At 71.9% G+C, this 24,151-nt stretch carries 25 protein-coding genes; 5 read left to right on the forward strand and 20 right to left on the reverse strand.

The window, feature by feature from the left end; genetic code table 11:
- The 19 genes from murA to rho all read right to left on the reverse strand — a co-directional run bounded on the left by murA (position 1) and on the right by rho (position 17,615).
- Positions 1 to 1,287 carry a UDP-N-acetylglucosamine 1-carboxyvinyltransferase gene (gene murA, locus ER308_RS05875; protein ID WP_131154110.1) on the reverse strand — a complete coding sequence of 429 codons (1,287 nt, stop codon included), beginning with the start codon at positions 1,285 to 1,287 and terminating at the stop codon, positions 1 to 3.
- A gap of 120 nt (positions 1,288 to 1,407) precedes the next feature.
- Positions 1,408 to 1,815: an ATP synthase F1 subunit epsilon gene (gene atpC, locus ER308_RS05880; protein WP_131154111.1), complete on the reverse strand. Its 408-nt coding sequence runs from the start codon at positions 1,813 to 1,815 to the stop codon at positions 1,408 to 1,410.
- Between the two features lie 2 nt (positions 1,816 to 1,817).
- Positions 1,818 to 3,263 carry a F0F1 ATP synthase subunit beta gene (atpD, locus tag ER308_RS05885; protein WP_131154112.1) on the reverse strand — a complete coding sequence of 482 codons (1,446 nt, stop codon included), beginning with the start codon at positions 3,261 to 3,263 and terminating at the stop codon, positions 1,818 to 1,820.
- Between the two features lie 22 nt (positions 3,264 to 3,285).
- Positions 3,286 to 4,176 carry a F0F1 ATP synthase subunit gamma gene (locus tag ER308_RS05890; protein ID WP_131154113.1) on the reverse strand — a complete coding sequence of 297 codons (891 nt, stop codon included), beginning with the start codon at positions 4,174 to 4,176 and terminating at the stop codon, positions 3,286 to 3,288.
- Between the two features lie 72 nt (positions 4,177 to 4,248).
- The gene (atpA, locus tag ER308_RS05895) at positions 4,249 to 5,904 is read right to left on the reverse strand and encodes a F0F1 ATP synthase subunit alpha (RefSeq protein ID WP_131154114.1); all 1,656 of its coding nucleotides are present in this window, start codon (positions 5,902 to 5,904) and stop codon (positions 4,249 to 4,251) included.
- Positions 5,905 to 6,004: 100 nt separating this feature from the next.
- Positions 6,005 to 6,541: an ATP synthase F1 subunit delta gene (atpH, locus tag ER308_RS05900; protein ID WP_131154115.1), complete on the reverse strand. Its 537-nt coding sequence runs from the start codon at positions 6,539 to 6,541 to the stop codon at positions 6,005 to 6,007.
- Between the two features lie 60 nt (positions 6,542 to 6,601).
- Positions 6,602 to 7,138, reverse strand: coding sequence for a F0F1 ATP synthase subunit B (gene atpF, locus ER308_RS05905; RefSeq protein ID WP_131154116.1), 537 nt, complete (start codon positions 7,136 to 7,138; stop codon positions 6,602 to 6,604).
- A gap of 36 nt (positions 7,139 to 7,174) precedes the next feature.
- Positions 7,175 to 7,372 (reverse strand): ATP synthase F0 subunit C, encoded by a 198-nt coding sequence (gene atpE / locus ER308_RS05910; RefSeq protein ID WP_131154117.1) that lies wholly within the window; start codon positions 7,370 to 7,372, stop codon positions 7,175 to 7,177.
- A 67-nt stretch (positions 7,373 to 7,439) separates the two neighbouring features.
- Positions 7,440 to 8,264, reverse strand: a complete 825-nt coding sequence (atpB, locus tag ER308_RS05915) for a F0F1 ATP synthase subunit A (protein ID WP_131154118.1) — start codon at positions 8,262 to 8,264, stop codon at positions 7,440 to 7,442.
- Positions 8,261 to 8,791, reverse strand: a complete 531-nt coding sequence (locus ER308_RS05920; protein WP_131154119.1) for a hypothetical protein — start codon at positions 8,789 to 8,791, stop codon at positions 8,261 to 8,263. Before ER308_RS05920 ends, atpB begins: the two co-directional genes overlap by 4 nt.
- A gap of 195 nt (positions 8,792 to 8,986) precedes the next feature.
- Positions 8,987 to 9,421: an AtpZ/AtpI family protein gene (locus ER308_RS05925; RefSeq protein ID WP_205745928.1), complete on the reverse strand. Its 435-nt coding sequence runs from the start codon at positions 9,419 to 9,421 to the stop codon at positions 8,987 to 8,989.
- A gap of 198 nt (positions 9,422 to 9,619) precedes the next feature.
- Entirely contained in the window at positions 9,620 to 10,891 is a 1,272-nt protein-coding gene (locus ER308_RS05930) for a serine hydroxymethyltransferase (RefSeq protein WP_131154120.1), read from the reverse strand.
- Positions 10,888 to 11,343 carry a ribose 5-phosphate isomerase B gene (rpiB, locus tag ER308_RS05935; RefSeq protein WP_131154121.1) on the reverse strand — a complete coding sequence of 152 codons (456 nt, stop codon included), beginning with the start codon at positions 11,341 to 11,343 and terminating at the stop codon, positions 10,888 to 10,890. Before rpiB ends, ER308_RS05930 begins: the two co-directional genes overlap by 4 nt.
- Positions 11,340 to 12,164, reverse strand: coding sequence for an L-threonylcarbamoyladenylate synthase (locus ER308_RS05940; protein WP_131154122.1), 825 nt, complete (start codon positions 12,162 to 12,164; stop codon positions 11,340 to 11,342). Before ER308_RS05940 ends, rpiB begins: the two co-directional genes overlap by 4 nt.
- Positions 12,161 to 13,036 (reverse strand): peptide chain release factor N(5)-glutamine methyltransferase, encoded by an 876-nt coding sequence (gene prmC, locus ER308_RS05945; protein WP_131154123.1) that lies wholly within the window; start codon positions 13,034 to 13,036, stop codon positions 12,161 to 12,163. Before prmC ends, ER308_RS05940 begins: the two co-directional genes overlap by 4 nt.
- Positions 13,033 to 14,139, reverse strand: a complete 1,107-nt coding sequence (gene prfA / locus ER308_RS05950) for a peptide chain release factor 1 (RefSeq protein ID WP_240731993.1) — start codon at positions 14,137 to 14,139, stop codon at positions 13,033 to 13,035. Before prfA ends, prmC begins: the two co-directional genes overlap by 4 nt.
- 43 nt (positions 14,140 to 14,182) lie before the next feature.
- The gene (locus tag ER308_RS05955; protein ID WP_131154124.1) at positions 14,183 to 15,370 is read right to left on the reverse strand and encodes a DUF1385 domain-containing protein; all 1,188 of its coding nucleotides are present in this window, start codon (positions 15,368 to 15,370) and stop codon (positions 14,183 to 14,185) included.
- A gap of 42 nt (positions 15,371 to 15,412) precedes the next feature.
- Entirely contained in the window at positions 15,413 to 15,682 is a 270-nt protein-coding gene (rpmE, locus tag ER308_RS05960; protein WP_420826210.1) for a 50S ribosomal protein L31, read from the reverse strand.
- 46 nt (positions 15,683 to 15,728) lie between these two features.
- A complete protein-coding gene (gene rho / locus ER308_RS05965; protein WP_131154125.1) occupies positions 15,729 to 17,615 on the reverse strand; it encodes a transcription termination factor Rho in 1,887 nt (628 codons plus the stop codon).
- A gap of 408 nt (positions 17,616 to 18,023) precedes the next feature.
- On the opposite strand from rho, the gene ER308_RS05970 reads away from it, so the two are divergent.
- From ER308_RS05970 to ER308_RS05980, 3 genes are all read left to right on the forward strand, one after another.
- Positions 18,024 to 18,776: a hypothetical protein gene (locus tag ER308_RS05970; RefSeq protein WP_131154126.1), complete on the forward strand. Its 753-nt coding sequence runs from the start codon at positions 18,024 to 18,026 to the stop codon at positions 18,774 to 18,776.
- 116 nt (positions 18,777 to 18,892) lie between these two features.
- Entirely contained in the window at positions 18,893 to 20,161 is a 1,269-nt protein-coding gene (locus ER308_RS05975; protein ID WP_131154127.1) for a cell wall-binding repeat-containing protein, read from the forward strand.
- A complete protein-coding gene (locus ER308_RS05980) occupies positions 20,154 to 20,774 on the forward strand; it encodes a MauE/DoxX family redox-associated membrane protein (protein ID WP_131154128.1) in 621 nt (206 codons plus the stop codon). The genes ER308_RS05975 and ER308_RS05980 overlap by 8 nt, the downstream gene beginning before the upstream one ends.
- An 11-nt stretch (positions 20,775 to 20,785) precedes the next feature.
- Here the strand turns inward: ER308_RS05980 and ER308_RS05985 are convergent, their stop codons facing one another.
- On the reverse strand, positions 20,786 to 22,021 hold the full coding sequence (locus ER308_RS05985; RefSeq protein WP_131154129.1) for an IS110 family RNA-guided transposase: 1,236 nt from the start codon (positions 22,019 to 22,021) through the stop codon (positions 20,786 to 20,788).
- Positions 22,022 to 22,263: 242 nt separating this feature from the next.
- On the opposite strand from ER308_RS05985, the gene ER308_RS05990 reads away from it, so the two are divergent.
- Both ER308_RS05990 and ER308_RS05995 read left to right on the forward strand, forming a co-directional pair.
- Positions 22,264 to 22,749: a thioredoxin domain-containing protein gene (locus tag ER308_RS05990; RefSeq protein ID WP_131154130.1), complete on the forward strand. Its 486-nt coding sequence runs from the start codon at positions 22,264 to 22,266 to the stop codon at positions 22,747 to 22,749.
- Positions 22,739 to 24,106, forward strand: coding sequence for a hypothetical protein (locus ER308_RS05995; protein WP_131154131.1), 1,368 nt, complete (start codon positions 22,739 to 22,741; stop codon positions 24,104 to 24,106). The genes ER308_RS05990 and ER308_RS05995 overlap by 11 nt, the downstream gene beginning before the upstream one ends.
- The last annotated feature ends 45 nt before the right edge of the window (positions 24,107 to 24,151 follow it).

Here is a 24,151-nt window from a genome sequence, read left to right on the forward strand (position 1 = left end):
TCACGACGACACAGCGACCCGGTCGTCCACGCGCCGCTCGACATCGGCCCCGAGCGCGGTCAGGCGTGCCGCGAGGTCCGCGTAACCGCGGTCGACGTGGCGGGCCTCCTGCACGACCGTGGTGCCCTCGGCGGCCAGACCGGCGAGGACGAGCGCCGCTCCGGCGCGCAGGTCGGTCGCCGCGACGATCGCCCCCGAGAGGGCCCTCGGCCCCCGGACGACGGCGTGGTGGGCTTGGAGCTCGATCTCGGCACCCAGGCGCTCGAGTTCGGACACGATCGAGAATCGCCCGTCGAAGACGTTCTCGGTGACGATCGCGGTGCCCTGCGCCTGACTCAGCAGCGCGAGGAACTGCGGTTGCAGGTCGGTCGGGAAGCCGGGGTACGGCAGCGTCACGATGTCGAGCGCGCGCAGGCCGCCCGTGCCCCGGACCCGGAAGCCCCGGTCGGTGGCGAACACGTCGGCGCCCATCTGACTGAGCTTCTCGAGGGGGAGATGCAGGTGGCTGGGATCGACGTCGGTGATGTGCACGTCCCCGCCGGTCAACGCGGCGCCGACGGCGAAGGTCCCGGCCTCGATCCGGTCGCCGATGACCCGGTGGTGGGCCGGCGCCAGTGCATCGACCCCGCGTACCACGATCTCGCTGGTGCCGTCCCCCTGGATGTCACCACCCATCGCGCGCAGGAAGGCGGCGAGATCGCTGATCTCGGGCTCCCTCGCCGCGTTCGAGATCCGCGTGACGCCGCGCGCGGTCACCGCTGCCTGCAGCAGGTTCTCCGTGGCGCCCACGCTCGCGAACGGCAGCTCGATGTCCGCCCCGCGCAGTCGCCCGTCGACCCGCGCCTCGATGGCGTCGGCGCCGTAGGAGATCTCGGCGCCGAGCTTCGCGAGCCCCGCGAGGTGCAGGTCGATCGAGCGGTTGCCGAGGTTGCAGCCACCCGGCATCGCCAGGCGTGCGCGTCCCTCCCGCGCCAAGAGCGGTCCGAGCACCACGATCGAGGCGCGCAGCCGGCCGACCAGGTTCGGGTGCGTCACGACCTCGAGGCGGGGCGGCACGTCCAGAACGATCGTGTGCGGCTCCGGGCGGCTGACCTCCGCGCCCAGGGCGACGGCCACGTCCGCCATGGCCGCGATGTCGTCGATCTCCGGGACGTTCTCGATCACGGAGCGGCCCTCCGCGAGCAGCGCGGCCGCCACGAGCTTGAGCGCGGAGTTCTTGGCGCCCCCGGTCACCACCTCCCCGTGGAGCGGCCCACTGTCGCGGACGAGAAAGGCGTCAGAAGTCATGAGCGCATGCTATCCATCGCAAGGCGACCTGCCTGTCGGGCCGCGAGGAGCTATCGGGACATTCGGGACACCCGACGCGAGACGCGGGAGAGTGCGCGACCGCGTGGGTGGTGAGGCCGATCACGCGGCCGCGCCACCAACCTGGCCGCGGACGCAGCGCAGCCGCGTCTCGGCCCGAGCGATGAGTTGGCGCACGTGCGCGGAGTCAGGTTCCTCGCGGAGCCGTTGCTGGGCGCGCTCGAGCGCGGCCTCGGCCCGCGGCAGGTCGATCTCGTCCGCCAGCTCGGCGACCTCGGCGAGCACGGTCAGCCGGTCGTCGCGGAGCTCCAGCACACCCCCGTGCACCGCCACGACGAGGTCGTCCTCGTCGGGGAACCGCAGCCGCAACGGCGAGATGTCGAGGGCGAGCAGAACCGGCTCGTGGCCCTTCAGCAGACCGATCTCGCCGGCCACCGACCGGGCGTAGACCTCGCTGGCGTGCCCCTGGAAGAGGCGCCGCTCCGCGCTGACGACGTCGACGTCGAACACGCCTACTCCTCGCGCAGCTGCTTGGCCCTGGCCTGGACGTCCTCGACGCCCCCGACCATGTAGAAGGCCTGCTCGGGTACGTCGTCGAACTCACCGTCGCAGATGGCACCGAAGGCCTCGACGGTCTCCTCGCGCGGCACCGTCACACCGGCCTGCCCGGTGAACTGCTCCGCAACGTACATCGGCTGGCTGAAGAAGCGCTGGATCTTCCGCGCCCGCTGGACGGTGACCTTGTCCTCCTCGGTGAGCTCGTCCATACCGAGGATGGCGATGATGTCCTGGAGATCCTTGTAGCGCTGCAGGATCTCCTGGGTGCGCACCGCCACGTCGTAGTGCCGCTGCCCGACGATCTGCGGCTCCAGCGCCCGGGAGGTCGAGTCGAGGGGATCGACCGCCGGGTAGATGCCCAACTCGGAGATCTGGCGCGACAGCACGGTCTGCGCGTCGAGGTGGGCGAACGTGGCGTGAGGCGCCGGGTCGGTGATGTCGTCCGCGGGCACGTACACGGCCTGCAGGCTCGTCACCGAGCGACCCTTGGTCGAGGTGATCCGCTCCTGGAGCTGCCCCATCTCGTTGGCCAGCGTCGGCTGGTAGCCCACGGCGCTCGGCATGCGGCCGAGCAGCGTTGACACCTCCATCCCGGCCTGCACGAACCGGAAGATGTTGTCGATGAAGAGCAGGACGTCCTGACGCGAGACGTCGCGGAAGTACTCCGCCATCGTCAGGGCCGACAGGGCGACGCGCAGGCGCACGCCCGGCGGCTCGTCCATCTGCCCGAACACGAGCGCGGTCTTCGGCAGGACGCCGGCGTCCTCCATCTCGAGGATGAGGTCGTTGCCCTCGCGGGTGCGCTCGCCCACGCCGGCGAACAGGCTCACGCCACCGTGCTCGTCGGCGACCCGCTTGATCATCTCCTGGATGATCACGGTCTTGCCGACGCCCGCGCCGCCGAACATGCCGACCTTGCCGCCCTCGATGTAGGGCTCGACCAGGTCGATGACCTTGAGACCGGTCTCGAAGATCTTCGACTGCGGCTCGAGCTCCTCGAAGGGCGGCGCCTCGCGATGGATCGGCCACCAGGCGTCGGGCTCGATCTCCGACTGGTCCACGTCGAGCGTCTCACCGAGGACGTTGTAGACGTGACCGAGGATCCCCGGCCCGACCGGGACGCTGATCGGCGCGCCGGTGTTGCGCACCGGAGCGCCGCGCACCACCCCGTCGGTGGGCTGCATCACGACGGCGCGAACGGTGTCGTGGCCGATGTGCTGCGCCACCTCGGCCGTGAGGGTGCGCTGCTCGTCCCCGCTGCCGGCGTCGAAGTGCAGGGCGTAGTGGATCTCGGGCAGTGACCCGCTCGGGAACTGCACGTCGATCACCGGCCCGATCACGGCGGCGATCCGGCCGTCCTCGAGCTGCTGCTCCGCGGGAGGCGTTGCGGTCTCGGTCATGTCTGTCTCGCTCCTCGCTGCCTCACTCGGCTGCGGCGAGCGCCTCGGCGCCGCCGACGATCTCGCTGATCTCGGTCGTGATGGCGGCCTGGCGGGCCGCGTTGGCTTCGCGGGTCAGGTTCTCGATCATCTCGCCGGCGTTGTCGGTCGCGGCCTTCATCGCGCGCTGGCGGCTCGCGTGCTCCGACGCCGACGACTCCAGCAGCGCGGCGTAGAGCTGGTGCTCGGCGAAGCGCGGGATCAACCGGTCGAGCAGCGTCTCGGGGTCGGGCTCGAACGCGAAGGCGGGGGGGAAGCCCTCGCCCCCGCCGAACTGCTCGGGGTCGATGGGCAGCACGGTCGCGGTGGTGGTGACCTGCGTGAGCGCGGAGCGGAAGTCCGTGTACGCCAACCACAACCGGTCGATCTGCCCCGCGACGTAGGCCTCGACCAACGGCTCGATGATCCGCTCGGCGTCGTCGTAGGTGGGCCGGTCGCTCACGCCCGTCCAGATCTGCGTCGGCCGCTCTCCCCGGTACCGGTAGTGGGTCTCGGCGCGGCGACCGACGAGGTAGAGGTCCACCTCGCGGCCGGCGTTCCGCTCCTCGGCGATGAGACGGTCCGCGCGGCGGAGGATGTTCGCGTTGTACGCCCCCGCCAGGCCCCGGTCGGAGCAGATCACCAGGACGGCGACCCGGCGGATCTCCTGACGGGGCTTCATCATCGGGTGCGTGGCGAGCGCCTCCTGCTCACCGGCGAGGTCGCGGATGACGCGGAGCATGCCCTGTGCGTAGGGGCGAGCGAGTTCCACGGCCTGCCGGGCACGGGTGATGCGGCTCGCGGCGATCAACTCCATCGCGCGGGTGATCTTCTGGGTCGACTGCACGCTCCGGATGCGTCGCCGGAGGATCCGCAGATCGCCTGCCCCTGCCATATCGCGCCTCGTCCCTCGCTCGTCGTGGTGCTGGCGGCCGCCCGGGCCGCGCAGCCAGGCCCGTACCGGCGGCTAGGCCTCGTCGTCGTCCTCGGCTCCACCGGCGGAGCCCAGCGTTTCGAGGCCCTCCATCTCCTGGGGCTCCTCCTCGGTCCCGGGCGTGGACCGCTGGAAGGTCTCGCGGAACGCGTCGACGGCCTTGTCGAGCTCCTCGACGCGGTCGTCGGTGAGCTGGCCGTCCTCGGCGAGCCCGCGCATCAGCAGGGCGTGGCGCTCCCGCAGGTACGCGCGCAGCTCGCGCTCGAACCGCTGTACGTCGGGCAGCGGGACGTCGTCCAGCTTGCCGTTGCCGACCGACCAGATCGAGGCGATCTGCTCCTCGACGGGCAGCGGCTGGTACTGGGGCTGCTTGAGGCTCTCGACCGTGCGGGCCCCGCGGTCGAGCTGGCGCTGGCTGGCGCGGTCGAGCTCCGAGCCGAACTGCGCGAACGCCTCGAGCTCGCGGTACTGCGCCAGGTCGAGGCGCATCGACCCCGCGACCTTCTTCATCGCCTTGACCTGGGCCGAGCCCCCGACGCGGGAGACGCTGATCCCCACGTTGATCGCCGGGCGCACCCCTTGGAAGAAGAGGTCGCTCTCGAGGTAGATCTGCCCGTCGGTGATCGAGATGACGTTCGTCGGGATGAACGCGCTGACGTCACCGCCCTTGGTCTCGATGATCGGCAGCGCGGTGAGGCTCCCGCCGCCCTCCTCGTCGTTCAGCTTGGCGGCGCGCTCCAGCAACCGGGAGTGCAGGTAGAAGACGTCGCCGGGGTAGGCCTCGCGCCCCGGGGGACGTCGAAGGAGCAGCGACAACTGGCGGTAGGCGTCGGCCTGCTTGGTGAGGTCGTCGTAGACGACCAGGGCGTGCTGGCCCTGACGCATCCAGTGCGCGCCGATCGCGGCGCCCGCGTAGGGTGCGATGTACTGGAAGGGGGCCGGCGCCGACGCCGGCGCGGAGACCACCGTGGTGTACTCCATCCCCCCGTACCGCTCGAGCTTGTCGACGACGTCGGCGACGGTCGAGCCCTTCTGTCCCACCGCGACGTAGATGCACTTGACCTGCTGGGCGGGGTCGCGGGTCTCCCACTCGGTGCGCTGGTTGAGGATGGTGTCGAGGCCGATCGCGGTCTTGCCGACCTGACGGTCGCCGATGATCAGCTGGCGCTGCCCGCGGCCGATCGGCGTCATCGCGTCGATCGCCTTGATGCCGGTCTGCAGCGGCTCCTCCACGGGCTTGCGCTCGATCACCGAGGGGGCCTGGACCTCGAGACCGCGGCGCCCGTCCACCTTGGATGGGTCCAGCGGCCCCTTCCCGTCGAGCGGCCGGCCGAGGGGATCCACCACGCGGCCCAGGTAGGCGTCACCGACCGGCACCGAGAGGACGTGGCCGGTGGGCGTGACCTCGTCGCCCTCCTCGATCGAGCTCGACTCGCCGAAGATCACCGCGCCGACGGAGTCGGTGTCGAGGTTCAGCGCGAGGCCGAACAGCTCGTTGCCCTCGTGGTCGGTCCCGAAGTCGAGCAGCTCGTTCGCCATCACGCCGGGCAGGCCCGAGATCCGCGCGATCCCGTCGCCCGACTCGATGACGCGCCCGACCTGCTCGCGGGCGACCTGCGGTTCGTAGCCGGCGACCTGCTCGGACAGGGACTGGACGATGTCCTCTGGTGAGATGCGCAACTCGGTCATGTGGGCTCCCTCTCCAACGGGTGCGCCCCGGTCAGGGGTGGGCTTGCTGACCCGATGTGGTTCTGTGGGACGGATATCACGGTCTGCGGGTGCGGGCAGCTCAGCCGGTCACACGGGTACGGACATCGGCGAGGCGCTTGGCCACGGTGCCATCGATCACGGTGTCGCCGACGCGCGCGACGAGTCCGCCCACGACCTCGGGATCGACGATGACCTTCAGATCGACAGTCTTCCCCGTTGCACGCTCCAGCGCGTTGGTGAGCCGCTCGCGCTGGTCGGCCGATAGCTCGGTCGCGGTGCGCACCTCGGCGAGCTCGCGGTTGCTCTCCTCGGCCGCGAGCCGCGCGGCTTCCTCGCTGACGGCGGCCAGCTCGCGCGCGTGACCCGATTGGACCACCAACAGCACGCATCCGACCGTCACGGGGTGCGCGCGGCCTTCGAGCAGGCGTTCGACGCTCGCCAGACGCTCGCCGACGCCCACGCCGGGGTTCATGAGCGCGTCAGCGAGTTCCGGGGACTGCTGGACGGTGCGAGCGAACCGGAACAGTTCGTCCGCGACGCGCTCGAGCTCGCCCTCGGCCTGCGCGGCGGCAACCAGGGCCCGGGCGTAGCCCGACACGGTGTCACGTGCGGCCATCGGTATTGTCTCCCTCGGTGGTGCGGGACCGGTCGACCGGCAACCGGCAGTGCACAGTAGCTAGTTGGACCCCACGAGCTCGTCGATGTAGCGGTCCACGAGCTCGGTGTGGCGGTCGGCGTCGATCTCCTTCTCCACGATCCTGCCCGCCAGGTCGACGGCCAGCGTGGCGACCTGCCCGCGCAGTTCACTCACAAGGCGGCTGCGCTCGGCCTCGATGTCCTCGCGGGCACGCTCGACGATCTGACGCGCCTCCTCCTCGCCGCGGCTCGCGGCCTCACGGCGGACCTCTTCAGCCTGCTCGCGGGCTTCCTGCAGAATGCGGTCGGCCTCCTGGCGCGCCTCGTCGATGCGTGCCTGGTACTCGCGCCGGGCCTCCTCGGCCTCGTGCTTGGCCCGCTCGGCGTCCTCGAGGCTCGACTGCACGGCCTGCTGCCGCGTCTCGAGCCCCTGGTTGAGGCGCGGGAAGACGAACCACGACATGAACGCCATCAGGATGGCGAAGGCGACGACGCCCCAGATCAGCTCTGCGGTGTCCGGGAGCAGGACGAGGCCCTCGTCCTGGGCCAGCACGGGCATTGCGTGGATCGCGAACATCAGCGGCTCCTCTCGGGCAACGTGGGTCGTCGGTCGCTAGACCGCGAACACGAGGACGAAGCCGAGCAGCGCCAGCGCCTCGATCACCGCGATGCCGATGAACATGTTGGTCCGGACGATGCCGATCGCCTCCGGCTGGCGCGCCATCGCCTCGATGGCCTTCCCGATGAGGATACCGAGGCCGACGCCCGGGCCAATCGCGGCCAGGCCGTAGATGAGCCCTGGGTTCTCCATGCATTCCTCCTTGCGACGTCAGTGCGTCGCATCATTCACGGTCGGACTGGGGGCACGTGACCCGGGGTCAGTGCGCTTCCAAGGAACTGTCGATGTACACCGCTGTCAGCAGGGTGAAAATGTAGGCCTGCAGGCTGATGATCAAGAGCTCGAAGGCGAACACCACCGGGGAGGCGGCGAGCGCGAACACGCCGATGCCGATCCCGAAGCCCTGCGCCGGGTGCAGGAAGACGTGGATGGCCACCAGGGTCAGCACGACCAGGATGTGGCCGGCCACCATGTTCGCAAAGAGTCGGATCGCCAGGGTGAACGGGCGCAGGACGATGACCGTCAGCAGCTCGATCGGCGTGATGAGCACGTACGCGACCTTCGGTACGCCCTCGGGGAAGGCGTTCTGCTTGAGATAACCCAGCACGCCGTGCTCGCGGAACCCCACCACCAGGTAGATGACCCAGGCCAGCAACGCGAAGAAGAAGGGCCAGGCCATCCGGGAGGTGGGCGGCATCATGATGAACGGCGTGATCTTCGCCAGGTTCAGCAGGAAGATCGTGACGAGCATCGTGGTCAGCAAGGGCACGAACTTGAGCCCCCGCTGGCCGATGATCTCCAGCGCGATCCCGTTGCGGACGAAGTCCACGATCGCTTCGCAGGCGGCCTGAAGCTTGCCGGGAACGATCTCGGGCTTGCGGAACGCCAGTCCGAACAGCACCGCGACCACGAGCGTCATGAACCACGCGATCAGGATCGTGCGGTTGATCGACAGGTCGAGGCCCGCGATCGAGAGCTCGATGACCGGCGGGAAGTCGAAGAGCGCGTTGATGTCGTCGAGCGCGCCCTCGAACTCCCCGCCCCACTCGGCAGCCGCCAGGACCGGCAGGGACGTGAACGTCACCTGGTCTGCTCCTTCTCGCTTGCGTGGCTCGGGCTCGAGGCCGCTTCGTGCGAGGCCTCGTCGGGGTTCGGATTCCGCGCAGGGGTCGTGCCGGGCTCGCTCGACGCCTTGACCCCGAACAGCTTCGGGTTCGTCGAGAGCACCCGCAACTCGATGGCGAGGAGCACCGCGAACGCGACCAGTGTGGAGATCGCCAGCGCAGGCCGATCGATCCCCTCCACCCCTGAGAGGGCGGCCAGCGCCAGAGCATAGACGATGAGCCGCGCAACAGCACCTCCGCCGAGGACCGCGGCGGCTCGGTGGGGCGCGCGGACGGCCACCCAGACCAGCCCGAGCGCCGCGAGGCCGAAGGTCGCAGCGACCATGCCGGCCCCGATCGCGCCGGCGACGAGCCCCGCCGAGCCGCGCAGGAGGCCCGCACCCAGGGCCACCAGCGCCACGACGACCACCCCGGCGACCAAGGTGATCAACGCGAGGCGGACCTCGGGGGTCACGCCCACGCTCCGTTGCGCGGTGCTGCCGGCCACGTCGCTCCTGTTCGTCGATCGTCCACCCGTCGGGGACGCAGCGAGCGAGCACGCGCTCGCTGGGGCGTCCCACGGGTGCGTTCCCACGCTGATGTCGGCTCGGCAGTGCCCGGGGGCGTGGACCCCGGAACCGCCGATGTGAATTGTTTCACGATCTCGTGTCGCACGCCAACCGGGCCGCCCGCGCCGCCCTGCTCACGCTCGCCGACCCCAGCACACGCGGGTCAGGGCCCGTCGCAGGGGAGAGCGCCCCGCCGCAGCGTCCGCTCCTGGCGGGATCGTCGGCGCCCCCGTTCGTCCTTCACCGCCGTCGCGACCGGTACCCGCGGCCGCGGGCGTGTGCGTGCTGCGCCACCACATCAGCCACAGCCCCGTGCCGTTTCCGACCAGGGCACCGATCACGAAGAGCCACGGGCCCGTGCCGAGCCACGAGTCCAGCAGCCAGCCGACCCCGCCCCAGATGAGCAGGCCGGACAGCAGCTCGCCGGACATCACGGAGCCCTGGTCGACACCGCGCCAGTCGGCCCCCCGGCTGGTGTCGTCGCGGGCGTGCCCGTCCCCGCCGGCGTCACCGGCGGGGACGACCGTCCCGGCGGACCCGGCAGAGCCGGCTTCGGTGGAATGGGACATCGGTCGAAAGGCTACGGGCCGCGCCGTACCGGCGCCATTCCCGCAACGGGGTGCGTCCGCCGTGAGCACACTGCCCGATGCTCACGCCCGCAGCGTCACCCCGTTGCCCGGACCCGGAGCGTCGCCCCGTTGCTCGCGCCCGGAGCGTCGCTCCGTTGCTCGTGCCCGGGCGTCACCCCGTTGCCCGGGCCGGGCGCCTCAGACGTAGACCGGGAACCGGCCCGTGAGCTTGGTGACCTCCTCGCGGACCGCACCGACCTCGCCCTCGTCTTGCAGGACCCGCGCGATCAGCGTGGCGATCTCCCGCATCTCGGCGGTCTGCATCCCCTGGGTGGTGACGCTCGGCACACCGACCCGGACGCCGCTGGCGACCATCGGGGGCTTGGGATCGAACGGGATCGCGTTCTTGTTGAGGGTGATACCGGCCTGGTCGAGCCGCTGCTCGGCGACCTTCCCGGTGATCTCCACCCCGTTGTCGTCCTCGCCGACCGCGCTCACGTCGGCGAGGAGGTAGTGGATGTCGGTGCCGCCGGCGACGATCCGCACGCCGTGGCCCTCGAGGGCCTCGGCCAGCGCGCGGGCGTTCGTCACGACCTGGTGCGCGTAGTCCCGGAACTCCGGCTGGGCGGCCTGCTTGAAGGCGACCGCCTTCGCGGCGATCGAGTGCATCTGGGGCCCTCCCTGCAGGAACGGGAAGACCGCCTTGTCCACCGCCTTGGCGTACTCCTGCCCGCAGAGGATCGCGCCGCCGCGGGGCCCGCGCATCGTCTTGTGGGTCGTGAACGTGACCATGTCGGCGTACGGCACCGGGTCCGGGTGCGCCCCGCCGGCGACCAGCCCGCAGAAGTGCGCAGCGTCGACGTGGAGCTTCGCGCCGACCTCGTCGGCGATCTCACGGAACGCCGCGAAGTCGATCGCCCGGGGGTAGGCGGTGTAGCCGGTGAGGATCACCTTGGGTCGGTGCTCGCGGGCGAGCCGGCGGACCTCGTCGTAGTCGATCTGCTCGGAGGCGGGATCGACGCCGTACGCCGCGATCTCGTACCACTTGCCGCTGAAGTTGACCTTCGCGCCGTGGGTCAGGTGGCCACCGTGGTCGAGCGACATCGCCATGAGGGTGTCGCCGTGCTCCAGGCCGAGCGCCGTGAACGCGGCCATGTTCGCCTGCGCCCCCGAGTGCGGCTGCACGTTGGCGTGCTCGGCCCCGAAGAGCGCGGTCAGCCGGTCCCGGGCGAGCTCCTCGGCCACGTCGACGTGTTCGCAGCCGCCGTAGTAGCGGCGCCCCGGATACCCCTCGGCGTACTTGTTCGTGAGCACGCTGCCCTGCGCCGCGAGCACCTCCGGCGTGGTGAAGTTCTCGCTCGCGATCAGCTGCAGGTACGTCCGCTGCCGGTGCAGTTCGTCACCGATCGCGGCCGCGAGCTCGGGGTCGGTCCGCTCGAGCGCGTCGTAGTCGGGTCCCCAGGTGGTCATCTCGTCTCCTCGGCTTCGATGTCGTGGATCTGCTCGACGCGTCGCGTGTGACGTCCACCCTCGAACGGGGTGGTGAGCCAGCGCTCGACGATCTCCTCGGCGAGCCCCGTGCCGACCACACGCGCGCCGACGGCGAGCACGTTCGCGTCATTGTGCGCCCGCGCCAAGCGGGCGGTGTACAGGTCGTTGCAGAGCGCGGCCCGGACGCCGCGAACCTTGTTCGCGGCCAACTGCTCTCCTTGGCCGCTGCCTCCGATCACGATGCCACGATCCGCCTCGCCGGCCACAACCGAACGGGCAACACCCGCCATGACCGGTGGGTAATCGACGGACTCGGAGCCGTGGGTACCGTGATCGATCGGCTCGTAGCCGGCCTCGCGCAGCCAGGCCACGAGGTGATCCTTCAGCTCCACGCCCGCGTGGTCGCTGCCGATCGCAATCCGTGCGGTCATCGCTCATCTTCCTCGGCGTTCGACGCCTCGTCTGCCACCGGGTCCTCGGAGGCACTCGGCGTGCGCTCGGTGGCGCCATCGGGCGCCGCTGGGTCCGCCGTGCGCTCGGTGGCGCCATCGCGCGCCGGTGGGTCGTCGGGCGCCGGTAGGTCCGCGGCGCCCTGCTCGCCGGTGGCTGGCGCCCTGGCGGGCGCCACGAGTCGGTCGGCGCCCACAACGTCGCGCACGGCATCGGTGTCGAGCTCACCCTCGCGCAGGACCGCGACCCGGTCACCGCGCGCATCGACGATCGTGGACAGCGGACCCTCGCGCGGACCGCCGTCAGCATAGACGGCGGCGCTGTCACCGAGCTCCTCGCGGGCTTCCTCCACGGTGCTCGGCCGGGCACGACCCCTGCGGTGCGCGCCGGTGAGCGCCAGTGGCCCGAGCTCAGCGATGAGCTCGTCGAGCAGGGGCTCAGACGGCATGCGGACCTGGATCGTGCCGCGGGCGTTGCCGAGGTCGACGCCCAGCCCCGGGACCGCCCGCAGGACCAGGGTCAGCGGGCCCGGCCAGAACGCGTCCATCAGCGCCCGGGCCGCGTCACCCACGTCCTGTGCGACCGCCGTGATCTGGTAGGGCGTCCGGATGGCGACCGGCACGGGACGGTTGCGGCCGGCCCCGCGGGCCCGCAGCAGACGACGCGTCGCGGTCGGGGTAAACCCGTCCGCGATGACCGCGTACGTGTGCTCCGCGGGCGCCACGACGAGCAGGCCGGCCCGCAGCTCGGCGGTCAGCCGTTCGGTGGTCGCGGGATCGTCCGCCGGCAGCACATCGCTCACGCGCCCGATGCTACGCGTGCCGGTCCCGACCGCCGAGCCAGCACCACGCGGTCACGCCCGGCGAGGTCGCGGACCACGTCCGCCTCGACCAACCCGATTCGCTCCGCCCGCGCCGCGGTCTGCGCGGCGCGGTGCTCCGCGACCTCCAGCAGCACCCAACCACCGGGCGTGAGCCACTCCCCCGCGAGGGCGAGGAGGCGGTCGCTCACCTCGTGGCCGGTCGGACCCGCCACGAGCGCGGAGCGCGGGTCCCAGCCGGCGACCTCGGGCGGGAGCTGCCCGGTCTCGCCCTCCGCGACGTAGGGAGGGTTCGCCACGAGGACGTCGACCGAGCCACAGAGCCGGAGCGGCAACGGATCGAGCAGGTCGCCGCGCGCCACCGACACGGCCGCACCGCAGCGACGGGCGTTGTGGCGGGCCAGATCCACCGCGGCGGCCTCCCGGTCGGTCGCGTGCACCTCGCCGGGCCGGGCCTCGGTGGCGACCGCGATCGCCACAGCGCCGGTGCCCGTGCAGGGCTCGACGACCACGCCGCCCTCGGGTGTGCGCGCGATGGCCTCACCGGCGAGGATCTCGGTCTCGGGCCGGGGGACGAAGACGCCGGGGCCGACCATGAGGTCGACGTGGCGAAATCCGGTCGTGCCCAGCACCAGCTGCAGCGGCTCGCGGGCGGCGCGGCGATCGACGAGCTCGCCCAGGCGTTCGGTGGCGGGCGCGGGCAGCGCCGCATCGGCGCGCGTGGCGAGCTCGGACCCCCGCCAGTCCAGGACGGCGCAGAGCAGCGCATCCGCGTCGACGGTGGGGCTCGGCACCCCGGCCGCGGCGAGCGTCGCCGCCGTACGCGCACGCACGTCGCGCACGGTCGGGCTCATGATCCTGCCGCCGCCGGTTCCTCGCCGTCGGACAGGGCCTCCAGGCGGCGCCGCTGCTCCTCCTGTGACAACGCCTCGACGATCTCGTCGAGCTGCCCGCCCAGGACGTCCTCCAAGTTGTGGACGGTCACTCCGATGCGGTGGTCGGTGATCCGCGTCTGCGGGAAGTTGTAGGTGCGGATCTTCTCCGACCGGTCGCCGGAACCGATCTGCGCGGCGCGCTGGTCGGCGCGCTCCTGGGCCTGACGCTCCTGCTCGGCCTGCAACAGCCGCGCACGCAGCACCCGCATCGCCTTCTCGCGGTTCTGCAACTGGGACTTCTCGTCCTGCATCGACACGACGACGCCGGTCGGCAAGTGGGTGATCCGCACCGCCGAGTCCGTCGTGTTGACGGACTGGCCCCCCGGCCCGGACGCCCGATAGGTGTCGACCTTCAACTCGTGCTCCGCGACCTGGACGTCCACGTCCTCCGCCTCGGGCATGACCGCCACCGAGGCGGTCGAGGTGTGGATGCGCCCCTGGGACTCCGTCTGCGGGACCCGCTGCACGCGGTGCACCCCCGACTCGTGCTTGAGCCGCGGCCACACCCCGTCGCCGGACACCTGGAACACGACCTCCTTGACGCCCCCCACGCTGCCCTCGGAGGCCGACAGGTCCTCGACGCGCCAGCCCTGGCGCTCGGCGAAACGGGTGTACATCCGGTGCAGCTCACCGGCGAACAGGGCGGCCTCGTCGCCCCCGGCGCCGGCGCGGATCTCGACGATCACGTCCTTGTCGTCGTTCGGGTCCTTCGGCAACAGCAGCACCCGCAGGCGCTGACCGAGCTCCTCCGCCCGCGCCTCGTTCTGCTCCGCCTCGGCGCGGAACGCGTCGCGGTCCTCGCCCTCGCTCTCCTTCGCGAGCTCCCGAGCGGCCGCGGCGTCCTCGACCGCCTGCGTGTACGAGTCGTACACGCGCACCACCTCGGTCAGGTCCGCGTGACGCTTCGCGGTCTCGCGGTAGCGCTTGTGGTCCCCGAGGACCTCGGGGTCGGCGAGCGCGGCCTCCAGCTCGGCGTGGGTGCGCACGAGCTCCTCGAGGCGTGGTCGCAGATCCTCCATCATGCTCTCCGGTCTGGCGGGTGGCGGGCCGTCGGGCTGCCACCCGCTAGCGACCGGAGCGCGGCTCCCGCCCAGCCGGGTCCGTCGCGTCGTCGAGACCGTCGGAGCCGTCGGCTGCCGTCGTGGTCGTCCCGGAGGAGTCCGTGGCGGGCAGGCCCGTGGCCTCCTCCCCCGGGGAGACCTCGTGGGCCTCATCGGGCGGGCCCCCGCGGTCAGGCTTGTGGTCGGGCGCCAGCGCGTAGACCGTCTCGGGATCGGCCTCGTCCGGGCCCCAGGACAGCGTCGAGGGCAGCGCTTCGGCTCGCGGGGGCTGGCGCTCGTACTCGCTGCGGGGCACGACGGCCTCGAAAGAGCGGATCGCGACCTCGATCATGTCGCGCTCCGGCGGCTTCGTCGTGATCTTCTGCAGCCACTGGCCGGGCGCCATGAGCGCGCGCACGAACACGTTGCGGTGCCCGGCGCCGAGCCGCAGGCCCTCGTAGGCCAGTCCGGCGATGACGGGCAGGAGGACGATCCGCAGCACGATGTGATACGTCATCGTCGCCAGGAGGCCCGCCTCGGGGGCCGGCACGATCGCGCCGGCCACCGAGTAGACGAGGATGGCGAGCAGGAAGACCATGACGAGGAAGTTCGTGCCGCAGCGCACGTGCACCGTCGAGTAGTGATCCACTCGATCGGGCTCGAGCGGCTCGCCGTGTTCCCACGCCGCGATCGTCTTGTGCTCGGCCCCGTGGTAGGCGAACACGCGTCGAATGTCGGGCAGGAAGCTGATCCCGACGAGGTAGGCGAGGAACAGGGCGATCCGAACGAGCCCCTCGACGAAGTGGTACAGGGTCCCGCCACCGAGCCAGTCGGTCGCGAACGCCAGGCCGACGTTCGGCAGGACGACGAAGACCCCGATCACCAGCGCCAGCGCGACGAACAGGCTGCCGCCGAGCTCCTTGCCGGAGAGCTGCTCCTCCTCCTCGACCGACTGGTTCGCGCTGATCGTCAGCGCCCGGGTCCCGATCTTGAGCGCGTCGACGAGCGCGTAGGTCCCGCGAATGAACGGCCGCTTGAACAGGGGATGGCGCTCGGGGAAGTCGCCCACGGGATGTCGTTCGACATGGATATCACCCCGCGGACGGCGCACCGCGCAGGCCCACACCGACTGCCCGCGCATCATCACGCCTTCGATGAGCGCCTGCCCACCGTAGTAGTGGGGCCGCTTCCCGCTGCTCTCGTCGCTACTCACGCCGCCTCGGTCGTCGGAGGGCTCGCTTGCTCGATGGGGCGCCTAGCCCTTGCCGCCGCGCCGCGGGCGGTCGCCGTAGCGCTGACGGAAGCGCTCGACTCGCCCGCCGCTGTCGACCAGCTTCTGCCGGCCCGTGTAGAAGGGGTGGCACTCGTTGCACAGCTCGACGCGGATCTCGGACTGCGTGCTGCGCGTCGTGAACTCGTTGCCGCACGAGCACCGCACGGACGCGGTCACGTACTCGGGGTGGATCTCGGACTTCATCTCGAACGCCTCGCTCGTCGGTCGACGCGTGCGGATCCCGGCCCGCACGCGGATGGAAAGGGTAACGCGACCGGGGCCGATGCGGCCCGCCGGGTCAGGTCTGCAGGTTCGACTTCTGGATCTGCACGAGGAACTGGTTGTTCGACCGCGTCTGCTTCATCTTGTCGATGAGCAGCTCGAGCGCGCTCGGCCCCTCGAGGGCGTGCAGCACGCGGCGGAGCTTCCAGATGATCTCGAGCTCCTCGCGGTCGAGCAGCAACTCCTCCTTGCGGGTGCCCGACCCCTCGATGTCGATGGCGGGGAAGATCCGCTTCTGCTCGAGCCGACGGTCGAGGCGCAGCTCCATGTTCCCGGTGCCCTTGAACTCCTCGAAGATGACCTCGTCCATCTTGGAGCCGGTCTCGATCAGCGCGCTCGCGATGATCGTGAGGCTGCCGCCGCCCTCGATGTTGCGGGCCGCCCCGAAGAAGCGCTTCGGTGGGTAGAGGGCGGTCGAGTCGACACCACCGGACATGATCCGCCCGCTGGCCGGCGCGGCCAGGTTGTAGGCGCGGGCCAGCCGGGTGATCGAGTCGAGCAGCACGACGACGTCCTGGCCGGCCTCGACGAGCCGCTTGGCCCGTTCCATCGACAGCTCGGCGATCTGGGTGTGGTCGTCGGCCGGCCGGTCGAACGTCGAGGCGATGATCTCGCCCGGCACCGACCGGCGCATGTCGGTGACCTCCTCGGGACGCTCGTCGACCAGGACGACCATGACGTGGCACTCGGGGTTGTTGTAGCTGATCGCCTGCCCGAGCTCCTTGAGTATCGTCGTCTTGCCCGCCTTCGGGGGACTCACGATGAGGCCGCGCTGGCCCTTGCCGATCGGGCTCATGAGGTCGACGATCCGCATCGAGATCGGCCCGTCGGGCGTCTCGAGCGGGAGACGCTCGGTCGGGAACAGCGGCGTCATGTCCTTGAAGTCGGGACGGTGTCCGACCCGGCCCTGGTCGTCGAGGGGCTGGCCGTTGACGTCCTCGATGTGGGCGATCGCCGGAACCTTCTCCTGGTTCTTCTGCGGCCGCGTCGGGCCGCTCACGACGTCACCGCGGCGCAGGCCCGCCTTCTTGATCATGCCCTGGCTGACGTAGGCGTCCTTGTCGCCGGGCAGGAGTCCCTCCGCACGCAGGAACCCGTACCCCTCGGGCAGGATGTCGAGCACCCCGCCGCGCACCTCGCCGAGCTCCTGCTGTTGCGGCTGGCCCTGGGGACCGCCACCGGGCTGGTCCCCGCCCTGCCCCTTGTTGCGGCGCTTCTGGCGGTTGCGCCGGCGGCGCCGGTTGCTCCCGCCCTCCTCGTCGTCGCCCTCGCGGGACCGCCCGTCGCCGCCCTGGCTGTCCTGGCGCCCCTGGCCGCCCTGGTTGTCCTGACCGGCCTGGCTGTCCTGGCCGGCCTGGCCGTCCTGACCGCCCCGGCCGTCCTCGCGAGCCTGGCCTCCATCGCGTGACCGCTCCTCACGGCCGGGGGAGCCGGCGTCCTGCTCCTGCTCGCCGCCCGCACCGCCGCGGTCGTCCGACTCCTGTTTCCCTTGGCCGGGGCGGTCGGCCGACGCGCCAGAAGGATCGTCGTCCCGTCCGCCGCCGTCCTGCTGACCTTCGTCGTCGGCGGGGACGCTGCGGCTGCGGGTGCGTACCCGGGTCCGGGCCGCTCCCTCGCGGCTCTGGCCGTTCGCTCCGGAGCGGTCGGCGTCGCCGTCGCCCTCGCGGCGCGCGGGCTGCTGCTCATCGTCACGCGTCGCGGCCCTGCTCGACGTGGCGGCACCTTCGCCCGCCTCCCCGGACCCGGACGACCAGCCGGCGGGTTCCCCCTGCTCGTTGGCCGTCTTCACGATCGCGTCGATGAGGTCCGCCTTCCGCAGGCGCTGATAACCGCGCATGTTGAGTTCCGCGGCGATCCCCTTCAGCTCTGTGAGGGGCTTGCGAGCGAGGACACTGGGGTCCATTGAGGCTGCACTCCTGTTCAGAACGCTCCCGGTGCGCCGGTGACCGACCTCGTTGGCTCGTGCGCCGAGGACACGGGCGGGGCCCGACTCCGGGCGGCGCTCAAGAGGGTGTTCACCGGCTTCAGCTGATGCTCTCCCGTCGGCCAGAACTCCGAACGTGAGGCTTTACGCGGAACCTCCGGCCGGGCGAGGACTCGACACGCCACGCGAAACCGCAAGAGCGGCGAACGGAGGAATTCCAAGAGGTGTCTCGGCCGGAAGCGCCGCAACAGTTCACCCCGGCCCGACATCAGCAAGGATAGCCCACGTACACGGGGAGGGCAACGAACCCGGCCGGAACCGCACCGTCACCCTACACTCGGGAGTCCAGCGCGCCCGACCGAGCGCACCCGTCACGAGGTCGAGGACGTGGATCCACGCCGCCGCATCGTGATCGCCTCGGGCATCGGCACCTTCGCCCTCGGTGCCGGTATCGCCGCGGTCGTCGCCCTTGCTGGCCCCGGGTCCGGGACCGGTGCCGACGAGGCCGGCGAGGACGATGGCCCGCGCGAGCTCGCCGAATCCGACGCCCCGCCCGAAGCCGAGGAGGAGGCGCCACCCGGTGACGAGGACTCCACCGAGGGGGACACCCTCGATGGCGAGGATGTCGTGCGCCCACCGCCCGAGGAGCCGGGCCCGATCGAGAGCGAGGGCCCCTCGCCGGTCACCCCCGAGGGCGAGGGACCCGGTGACGAACACGAGCCCGACCGCGCCGCGGCCGCCGAGCTGGAACGCGCCGAGGTGACCCGTGGCGACGACGGCGTGCTCGCGCGGCTCGATCTCGGTGGTCCGCCACCCGACGACACCGAAGGGCTGCTGCTCTGGTCGGTCGAGCTCGCGGTCGACGGGGAGCCACAGGCCCTCGTGTCCGTGCAACAGGAGGGCGAGGGCTTCGTCACGGGGGTGCTGGACTGGTCGACGGGCGAACAGGAGCCGCTGCCGGACGATGCGGTCACCATCGACGGCCCGACGCTCGAGTTGCGGGTGCCCGAGGAGGAGCTGCCCGAGCTCACCGGTGACGTCGGCTGGGCCGCCACGACGCAACTCGACGGCGCGTGGGGCGCACGCATTCCGGGCAATCCACACGATACGGACCCGGAGTTCGCCCCATTGGACGAGTAGCCAGGGGGCACCGCGATGTCGTGCCACGCAGCGCAACGCTCTAGGCTGCACCCGTAATCGACGCCGGCCCGGATGGTCGGCCCGGCACCCTCTCCCCCACGGAGGCACGGCGAGCCTTGGACCCCACCCCGCCCCGCAGGATCGCCCCGGCCGGCCCCCTCACGGCCATCGCACTCCTCGCGCTGGCACTCGTGCTGCTCGACGTCGCGAACGTGCGCGCCGACGAGCACGACGAGGACGAGACACCGGCGCCGGAGGTCGGCGAGACCCTCGAGATCGAGCGACTCGGAGGCGACGACCGCTTCGCCACCGCCATCCTGGCCGCGGAGCGCGCCCACCCCGACGGCTCGGAGCAGGCCGTGATGGCGACGGGTCGGGACTTCGCCGACGCGCTGGTGGCGACGGTGCGGTCGGCGAGCCTCGACGCACCGCTGCTGCTGCTCCCGGACCGCCTCCGCGACGACGACCGCGACGCCCTCGACGGGCTGGGGATCGAGCGCGCGGTCGTCGCCGGCGGCGTCACCCCGGTCCCCTACATCACCGAGGTCGATCTCGCCCGCGCGGACGTCGAGCTCACTCGCGTCGCGGGAGTGACCCGTTACGACACCGCGGCTCGTCTCGCGACCGAGGACGCCACGGCGGGCGAGGGTGGGGCGCAGGTCGTGATCGCGTCCGGCGAGGACTTCGCCGATGCGGTGACCGGGTCCGCCATCGCCGCCGCCGACCAGACACCGCTGTTGCTCACGCGCCGCGACGCGTTGCCCGACGACACGGCCGCTGCGATCGACCGGCTCGGGCCGGACGGCACCGTCGTGGTGGGTGGCACCGCGGCGGTCGCCGACGGCGTCATGGACCAGTTGCCGGATGCCAGACGGGTCGCGGGCGACGACCGGGTCGCGACGTCCGTGGCGGCCGCGCGAGAGCGGCTCGACGAGGGCACGGACCCCAGCGAAGTGGTGGTCGCCAGCGGACGCTCGTTCCCCGATGCGCTCTCGGCCGGGGCACTGGCCGCGTCCGCCGACGCCCCGCTCCTCCTGGTCGAGCCCGCGGCCGACCCCGGAGGGGCCGCGGTGGAGTTCGTGCGCGAGCACGCCGCCGCCATCGAGAGGCTCGTCGTCGTCGGCGGGCCGAGCGCCGTGCCCGAGCAGGCCCTCGGGGCGCTCGAGGAGGCGGCCGGCGACGGGGCCGCGGCCGAGGCCCGGCACGACGAGACGGATGCGAACGGCCAGACCGACGGCGACGCCGAGGGCGACGAGGAGAGCGGGAACACCGAGGACACCGGGAACGCCGAGCACGAGGAGGGCGACGAGGAGAGCGGGAACACCGGGGACACCGGGGACACCGGGGAACGCGAGCCGGGAGCGGAGGAGCAGGCCGATGAGTGAGCTCGGACTGGCCGCCGCCTGGGGCCTGGCGGCGGTCTTCCTCTGGAGCGCAGCGGCCAAGGGCCGCACCCTGCCCGCGACCGTCGAGGCACTCCGCGGGCTGCGCCTACCCGCCCCCCGACTGCTCGCTCCCGCGCTCGTCGCCGGCGAGGCCCTGCTCGCGCTCCTGCTCCTGGCCACGCCCGCGATCGGGGCCGCGGCCGCGCTCCTGGCGCTCGGCGGCTTCTCCGCGGTCCTCGCCCTGCTGCTGCGCCGCGGCATCACCTCCCCCTGCGCCTGCCTCGGCGGCGACGCGCGGCAACCCCTGTCGTGGCGGGCCGTCGCGCGGAACGGCCTCCTCGCGCTCTTCGCCGCAGCTGCGCTGGCCGCCCCCGAGCCCGCGGTACCCGGGATCGCCGGGCTCGTCGCCGTCACCGCCGCCGGGCTCGTCGGCGCCACGCTGTTGGCCCTGGCCGAACTGCGTGCCCGCACGGGGCACCTGCTCTCCCTGGGCCCCCTGCCCCCCGCGCCCCCGGGAAGCGCGGACGAACCGCTCGGGGCCACACTGCCGCTCGTGTCCGCGGGCCATCCCGGCGCGACACCAACAGGAGAGACCCCGGAGCAACGGCGATGAGATGCCCTGTGTCAAGCTACCGCTGGAAGTTCTTGGCTGGGGGGCAGGAACGGTTGGTTGCCGCCGTGTCGGGTGGGGTCGTAGGCGGTGTGGTCTTGCCAGCAGCGCCAGATGATGCGCAGCCAGGCGCGGGCGAGGATGCGGGTGGCGTGTTGGTGGGTCTTGCCGGCGGCGCGGTGGCGGTCGTAGATGGCGGCGGCCCAGGGGCTGGCGTGGCGGCTGTCGGCGGCGAAGTCGGTGACGGCGTCGCGGAGCTTGTGGTCGCAGGCCCAGCGGAACGACACGACGTGGTGGCGTCCGGACTGTCGGGTGGAGGGTGCGGCGCCGGCGAGCGCGGCCAGCGACGCGTCGGTGGGGAAGCGGCCGCGGGCGTCGCCGATCTCGACCAGCAGCTTGGCGGCGCGGACCTGCCCCGAGCGGGGCAGGCTCGTGAAGATCGCCGCGTCGGGGTGGCCGGCGAGCTGCTCGCGGATCTGGGTCTCGAGCGCGCTGATCTGTGTGCGCAGCGCCTGCAGGGTTTTGACGTAGGCGAGGGTGGTGTGGGCTGCGGCAGCGGCCACCTGGCCGGTGAGCCCTTCGGGGCCGGCGTCGAGCCGGTCGAGCAGCGTCTGGGTGGGGGTGCGCCCGCTGTAGCCGTGCTTGGCCAGCCACGAGCCCAGCCGCTTGTGAGACAACCACGCGGCCTTGTCGACGTTGGGGAAGCGGGACAAAAACGCCAGGCTCACGGCCGAGTCGAGGTCAGCGAACAGGCCGACGGCGGCGGGGAACACCGTGCGCAGGTGAGCGCGCAGCTGGTTGCAGATCGCCACCCGCGCTTCGACCAGGTCGGTGCGGGCGCGCACGGCCGAGCGCAGCGCGAGGGTCTGCGCGCTGTCGGGGGTCAGGCAGACGAGCCGGTGGCTGTCGGTGCGCAGCACATCGGCGAGGACGTAGGCGTCGAAGCGGTCGTCCTTGTTGCCCGCGGCGCCGTAGCGGTCCCGCAAGTTCTTCACCTGCCGCGGCGTCACGACGACAACCTCGACTCCGGCGGCGATCAGCGCGTCGACGACCGGCCCGTCGGGCCGTTCGATCGCGACCCGGTCGACCCCGTGCTCGAGGAAGGCGCTGACCAGCCGGCGGATCCCGGCAGCGTCATGGGTGGTGTTCGCGCGCAGCAGCACCGCGCCGTCAGCGGCGATGACGCACTGCTCGTTGGTGTCGGTCGCCCAGTCGACTCCTCCGGTGGACGCGGTCATGTCATGCTGCATGTGTGCCTCCTGGCTGTTCGCCCAGCTGGTAGGCACCCGGCGGTGCTGGGACGTGCTCGTCGGTCGCTCACTGATCGGCGCTCTGCGGCGCTCAGCCCTGTAGCCGCTTGGCACGTCCCGGGCCGCCGGACCCCGCGAAACTCATCGTGGCCCTCGAAGGGCCAGCGACCCAGGCGGTGGTCCGGCAGGCACCCGGGGTGCATCGGCAGTCCCATGACCACCGACACGAGGATGGTGCACCAGTGAGCGGCACCGCCTGGATCGCGTCGTACGTCCTCCTCTGGATCGCCGTGCTCGTGCTCGGGTTGGCGGTCGTGGTCCTGCTGCGACACATCGGGGTGCTGCACGCGCGCCTCGGGCCCCAGGGCGTCCACCACGGGAACGAGGGCCCGACCGTCGGCGATCCGGCCCCCGCCGCCGGGTGGTTCGATTACGCGGGCGCCGAACTCACGCTGGTCACCTTCACCGCACCGGGGTGCCCCCTGTGCGCCGAGCTCGTGCCCTCGCTCGAGCGGCTCGCCCGCGTCGATCGCACGGTACAGCTGCAACTCGTCGACCACGGGCGTGACGAGGTGGGAGTCTTCGCCGCGTGGAACGTGAGTCAAACGCCCTACGTGGTGGCCGTCGACCGGGATGGCATCGTCCGGGGCGGGGGGATCGCGAACAGCCTCGAACAGGTCGAGACGTTGATCGACAGCATCCAAGGAGAGCAGCGGGATGCAGCCTGACCACGACGCCGTCGACCGCGCCGGGACCGTCGACCGGCTCGTCGAGCGCACCAGCCGAGCCACGCGCGACCGCATCAGCCGACGTTCGTTCCTGGGACGGGCGAGCCGGACCGCCATGGTGATCGCGGGGGGATCGGCGCTCGTCCCGTACCTCGCCGGGCCGGCCGGAGCCCGCGTCTGCGGTCAGTCCGGGGTCGCCCCGAAGTGTCCCACGTTCGACTGCGATCGAGAGTGGGGTTGGTGCTGGTACGCGTCGGGATGCTGCGCGGACGGTGCGCTCAAGAAGATCTGCGACTGCTGCGCGCCCAACACGCCGCATCCGGTCGGTTACTGCCCCTCGGGCACCCGCGTCTACTGCATCGTCGAGTCCTGCGGCGCCGACCCGCGCCTGCAAACCGTCGAGCACCGCCGGCTCACCGAGGCCGCCCCGAGCGCGATCTCGGTCGCTGCCAGCCGGCACCGGTTCGACCGCGCGGATGCGGTGGTGGTGGGCGACGGGGGCCGTTTGCTGCGCGCCGCGCAGGCGATGAGCCTCGGCGGCGTCGTCGCGGGTCCGGTGCTCTTGACGCAGGAGGGCCTCGACGCCGCGGTCGCCGAGGAGATCGAGCGGCTCGGCGCGGAGGCCGCCGTGGTCGTTGGCAGGGACATGGGTGAGGTCGCGTCGGATCTCGAGGGACGCGGCCTGCACGTCGACCAAGTGGGCACCTCGACCGACAACTCCACGGGCGCCACGCAGGTCGCGAGGTGGCACCGGGAGCGCACCGGCCAGCGCCGCGCCGTGATCGTGCTGGACGACGCTCCCTCCACCGTGCTCGCGTCGGCCGCCGCGTTCGCGCACGCGGTGCGGGTTCCGCTGCTGCTCGGCGACAACGGCACCACCCGCGACGCGCTGGAGGACATCCGTCCGATCCGCGAGACCTGGGTGGTCGGACCGGGCGCTGCCGACCGCGACTTCCCGGGGATGCGGGCGCTCTCGGGGGGCGACGCGGCGGAGGCGGCAGCGGCGGTCGGCGACGCGGCCGACACCGAGGGCGTGCCGCTCGGGGAGGTCGTCCTCGCGCCGGAGGCCGAGGCCTGGACCGCCATGGCGGGCGCGGCCTACGCGGCCCCGTTGCTGCTCCACCAGTCGAGCACGATCGACGGGGCCACGTTCGACTGGCTGCTCAGCGCCCGCTCGCTGATGAACCGCGTGACGGTGGTCGGAGGCGACGGGACGCTGAGCGACCAGGGCCAGTGGGAGCTGCAGGGCCTCGTCAACGAGTTCGAGGTGCACCAGCTCACCGGCAGCGCCGGCGAGGGGCTGCCGGTGATCCCGCAGCCACCGGACGAGCGCCCGATCGGGGAGGCACGACGGTGATGGAGCCCGCAGCCCTCGCGCTGGCCGCCCTCGCGGGCGTCCACG

It is taken from the genome of Egibacter rhizosphaerae (assembly GCF_004322855.1).
In the GTDB taxonomy this organism is placed as follows: Bacteria; Actinomycetota; Nitriliruptoria; order Euzebyales; family Egibacteraceae; genus Egibacter; species Egibacter rhizosphaerae.

Coding starts and splice junctions, on each gene's coding strand:
- atpE (WP_131154117.1), bottom strand. CDS start 7,372: ATGGAGAACCCAGGGCTCATCTACGGCCTGGCCGCGATTGGCCCGGGC.
- ER308_RS05980 (WP_131154128.1), top strand. CDS start 20,154: ATGAGTGAGCTCGGACTGGCCGCCGCCTGGGGCCTGGCGGCGGTCTTC.
- ER308_RS05890 (WP_131154113.1), bottom strand. CDS start 4,176: ATGGCAGGGGCAGGCGATCTGCGGATCCTCCGGCGACGCATCCGGAGC.
- atpD (WP_131154112.1), bottom strand. CDS start 3,263: ATGACCGAGACCGCAACGCCTCCCGCGGAGCAGCAGCTCGAGGACGGC.
- ER308_RS05925 (WP_205745928.1), bottom strand. CDS start 9,421: ATGTCCCATTCCACCGAAGCCGGCTCTGCCGGGTCCGCCGGGACGGTC.
- ER308_RS05995 (WP_131154131.1), top strand. CDS start 22,739: ATGCAGCCTGACCACGACGCCGTCGACCGCGCCGGGACCGTCGACCGG.
- atpF (WP_131154116.1), bottom strand. CDS start 7,138: ATGTTCGCGATCCACGCAATGCCCGTGCTGGCCCAGGACGAGGGCCTC.
- atpH (WP_131154115.1), bottom strand. CDS start 6,541: ATGGCCGCACGTGACACCGTGTCGGGCTACGCCCGGGCCCTGGTTGCC.
- rpiB (WP_131154121.1), bottom strand. CDS start 11,343: ATGACCGCACGGATTGCGATCGGCAGCGACCACGCGGGCGTGGAGCTG.
- atpA (WP_131154114.1), bottom strand. CDS start 5,904: ATGACCGAGTTGCGCATCTCACCAGAGGACATCGTCCAGTCCCTGTCC.
- ER308_RS05930 (WP_131154120.1), bottom strand. CDS start 10,891: ATGACCACCTGGGGACCCGACTACGACGCGCTCGAGCGGACCGACCCC.
- rho (WP_131154125.1), bottom strand. CDS start 17,615: ATGGACCCCAGTGTCCTCGCTCGCAAGCCCCTCACAGAGCTGAAGGGG.
- prmC (WP_131154123.1), bottom strand. CDS start 13,036: ATGAGCCCGACCGTGCGCGACGTGCGTGCGCGTACGGCGGCGACGCTC.
- prfA (WP_240731993.1), bottom strand. CDS start 14,139: ATGATGGAGGATCTGCGACCACGCCTCGAGGAGCTCGTGCGCACCCAC.
- ER308_RS05985 (WP_131154129.1), bottom strand. CDS start 22,021: ATGCAGCATGACATGACCGCGTCCACCGGAGGAGTCGACTGGGCGACC.
- murA (WP_131154110.1), bottom strand. CDS start 1,287: ATGACTTCTGACGCCTTTCTCGTCCGCGACAGTGGGCCGCTCCACGGG.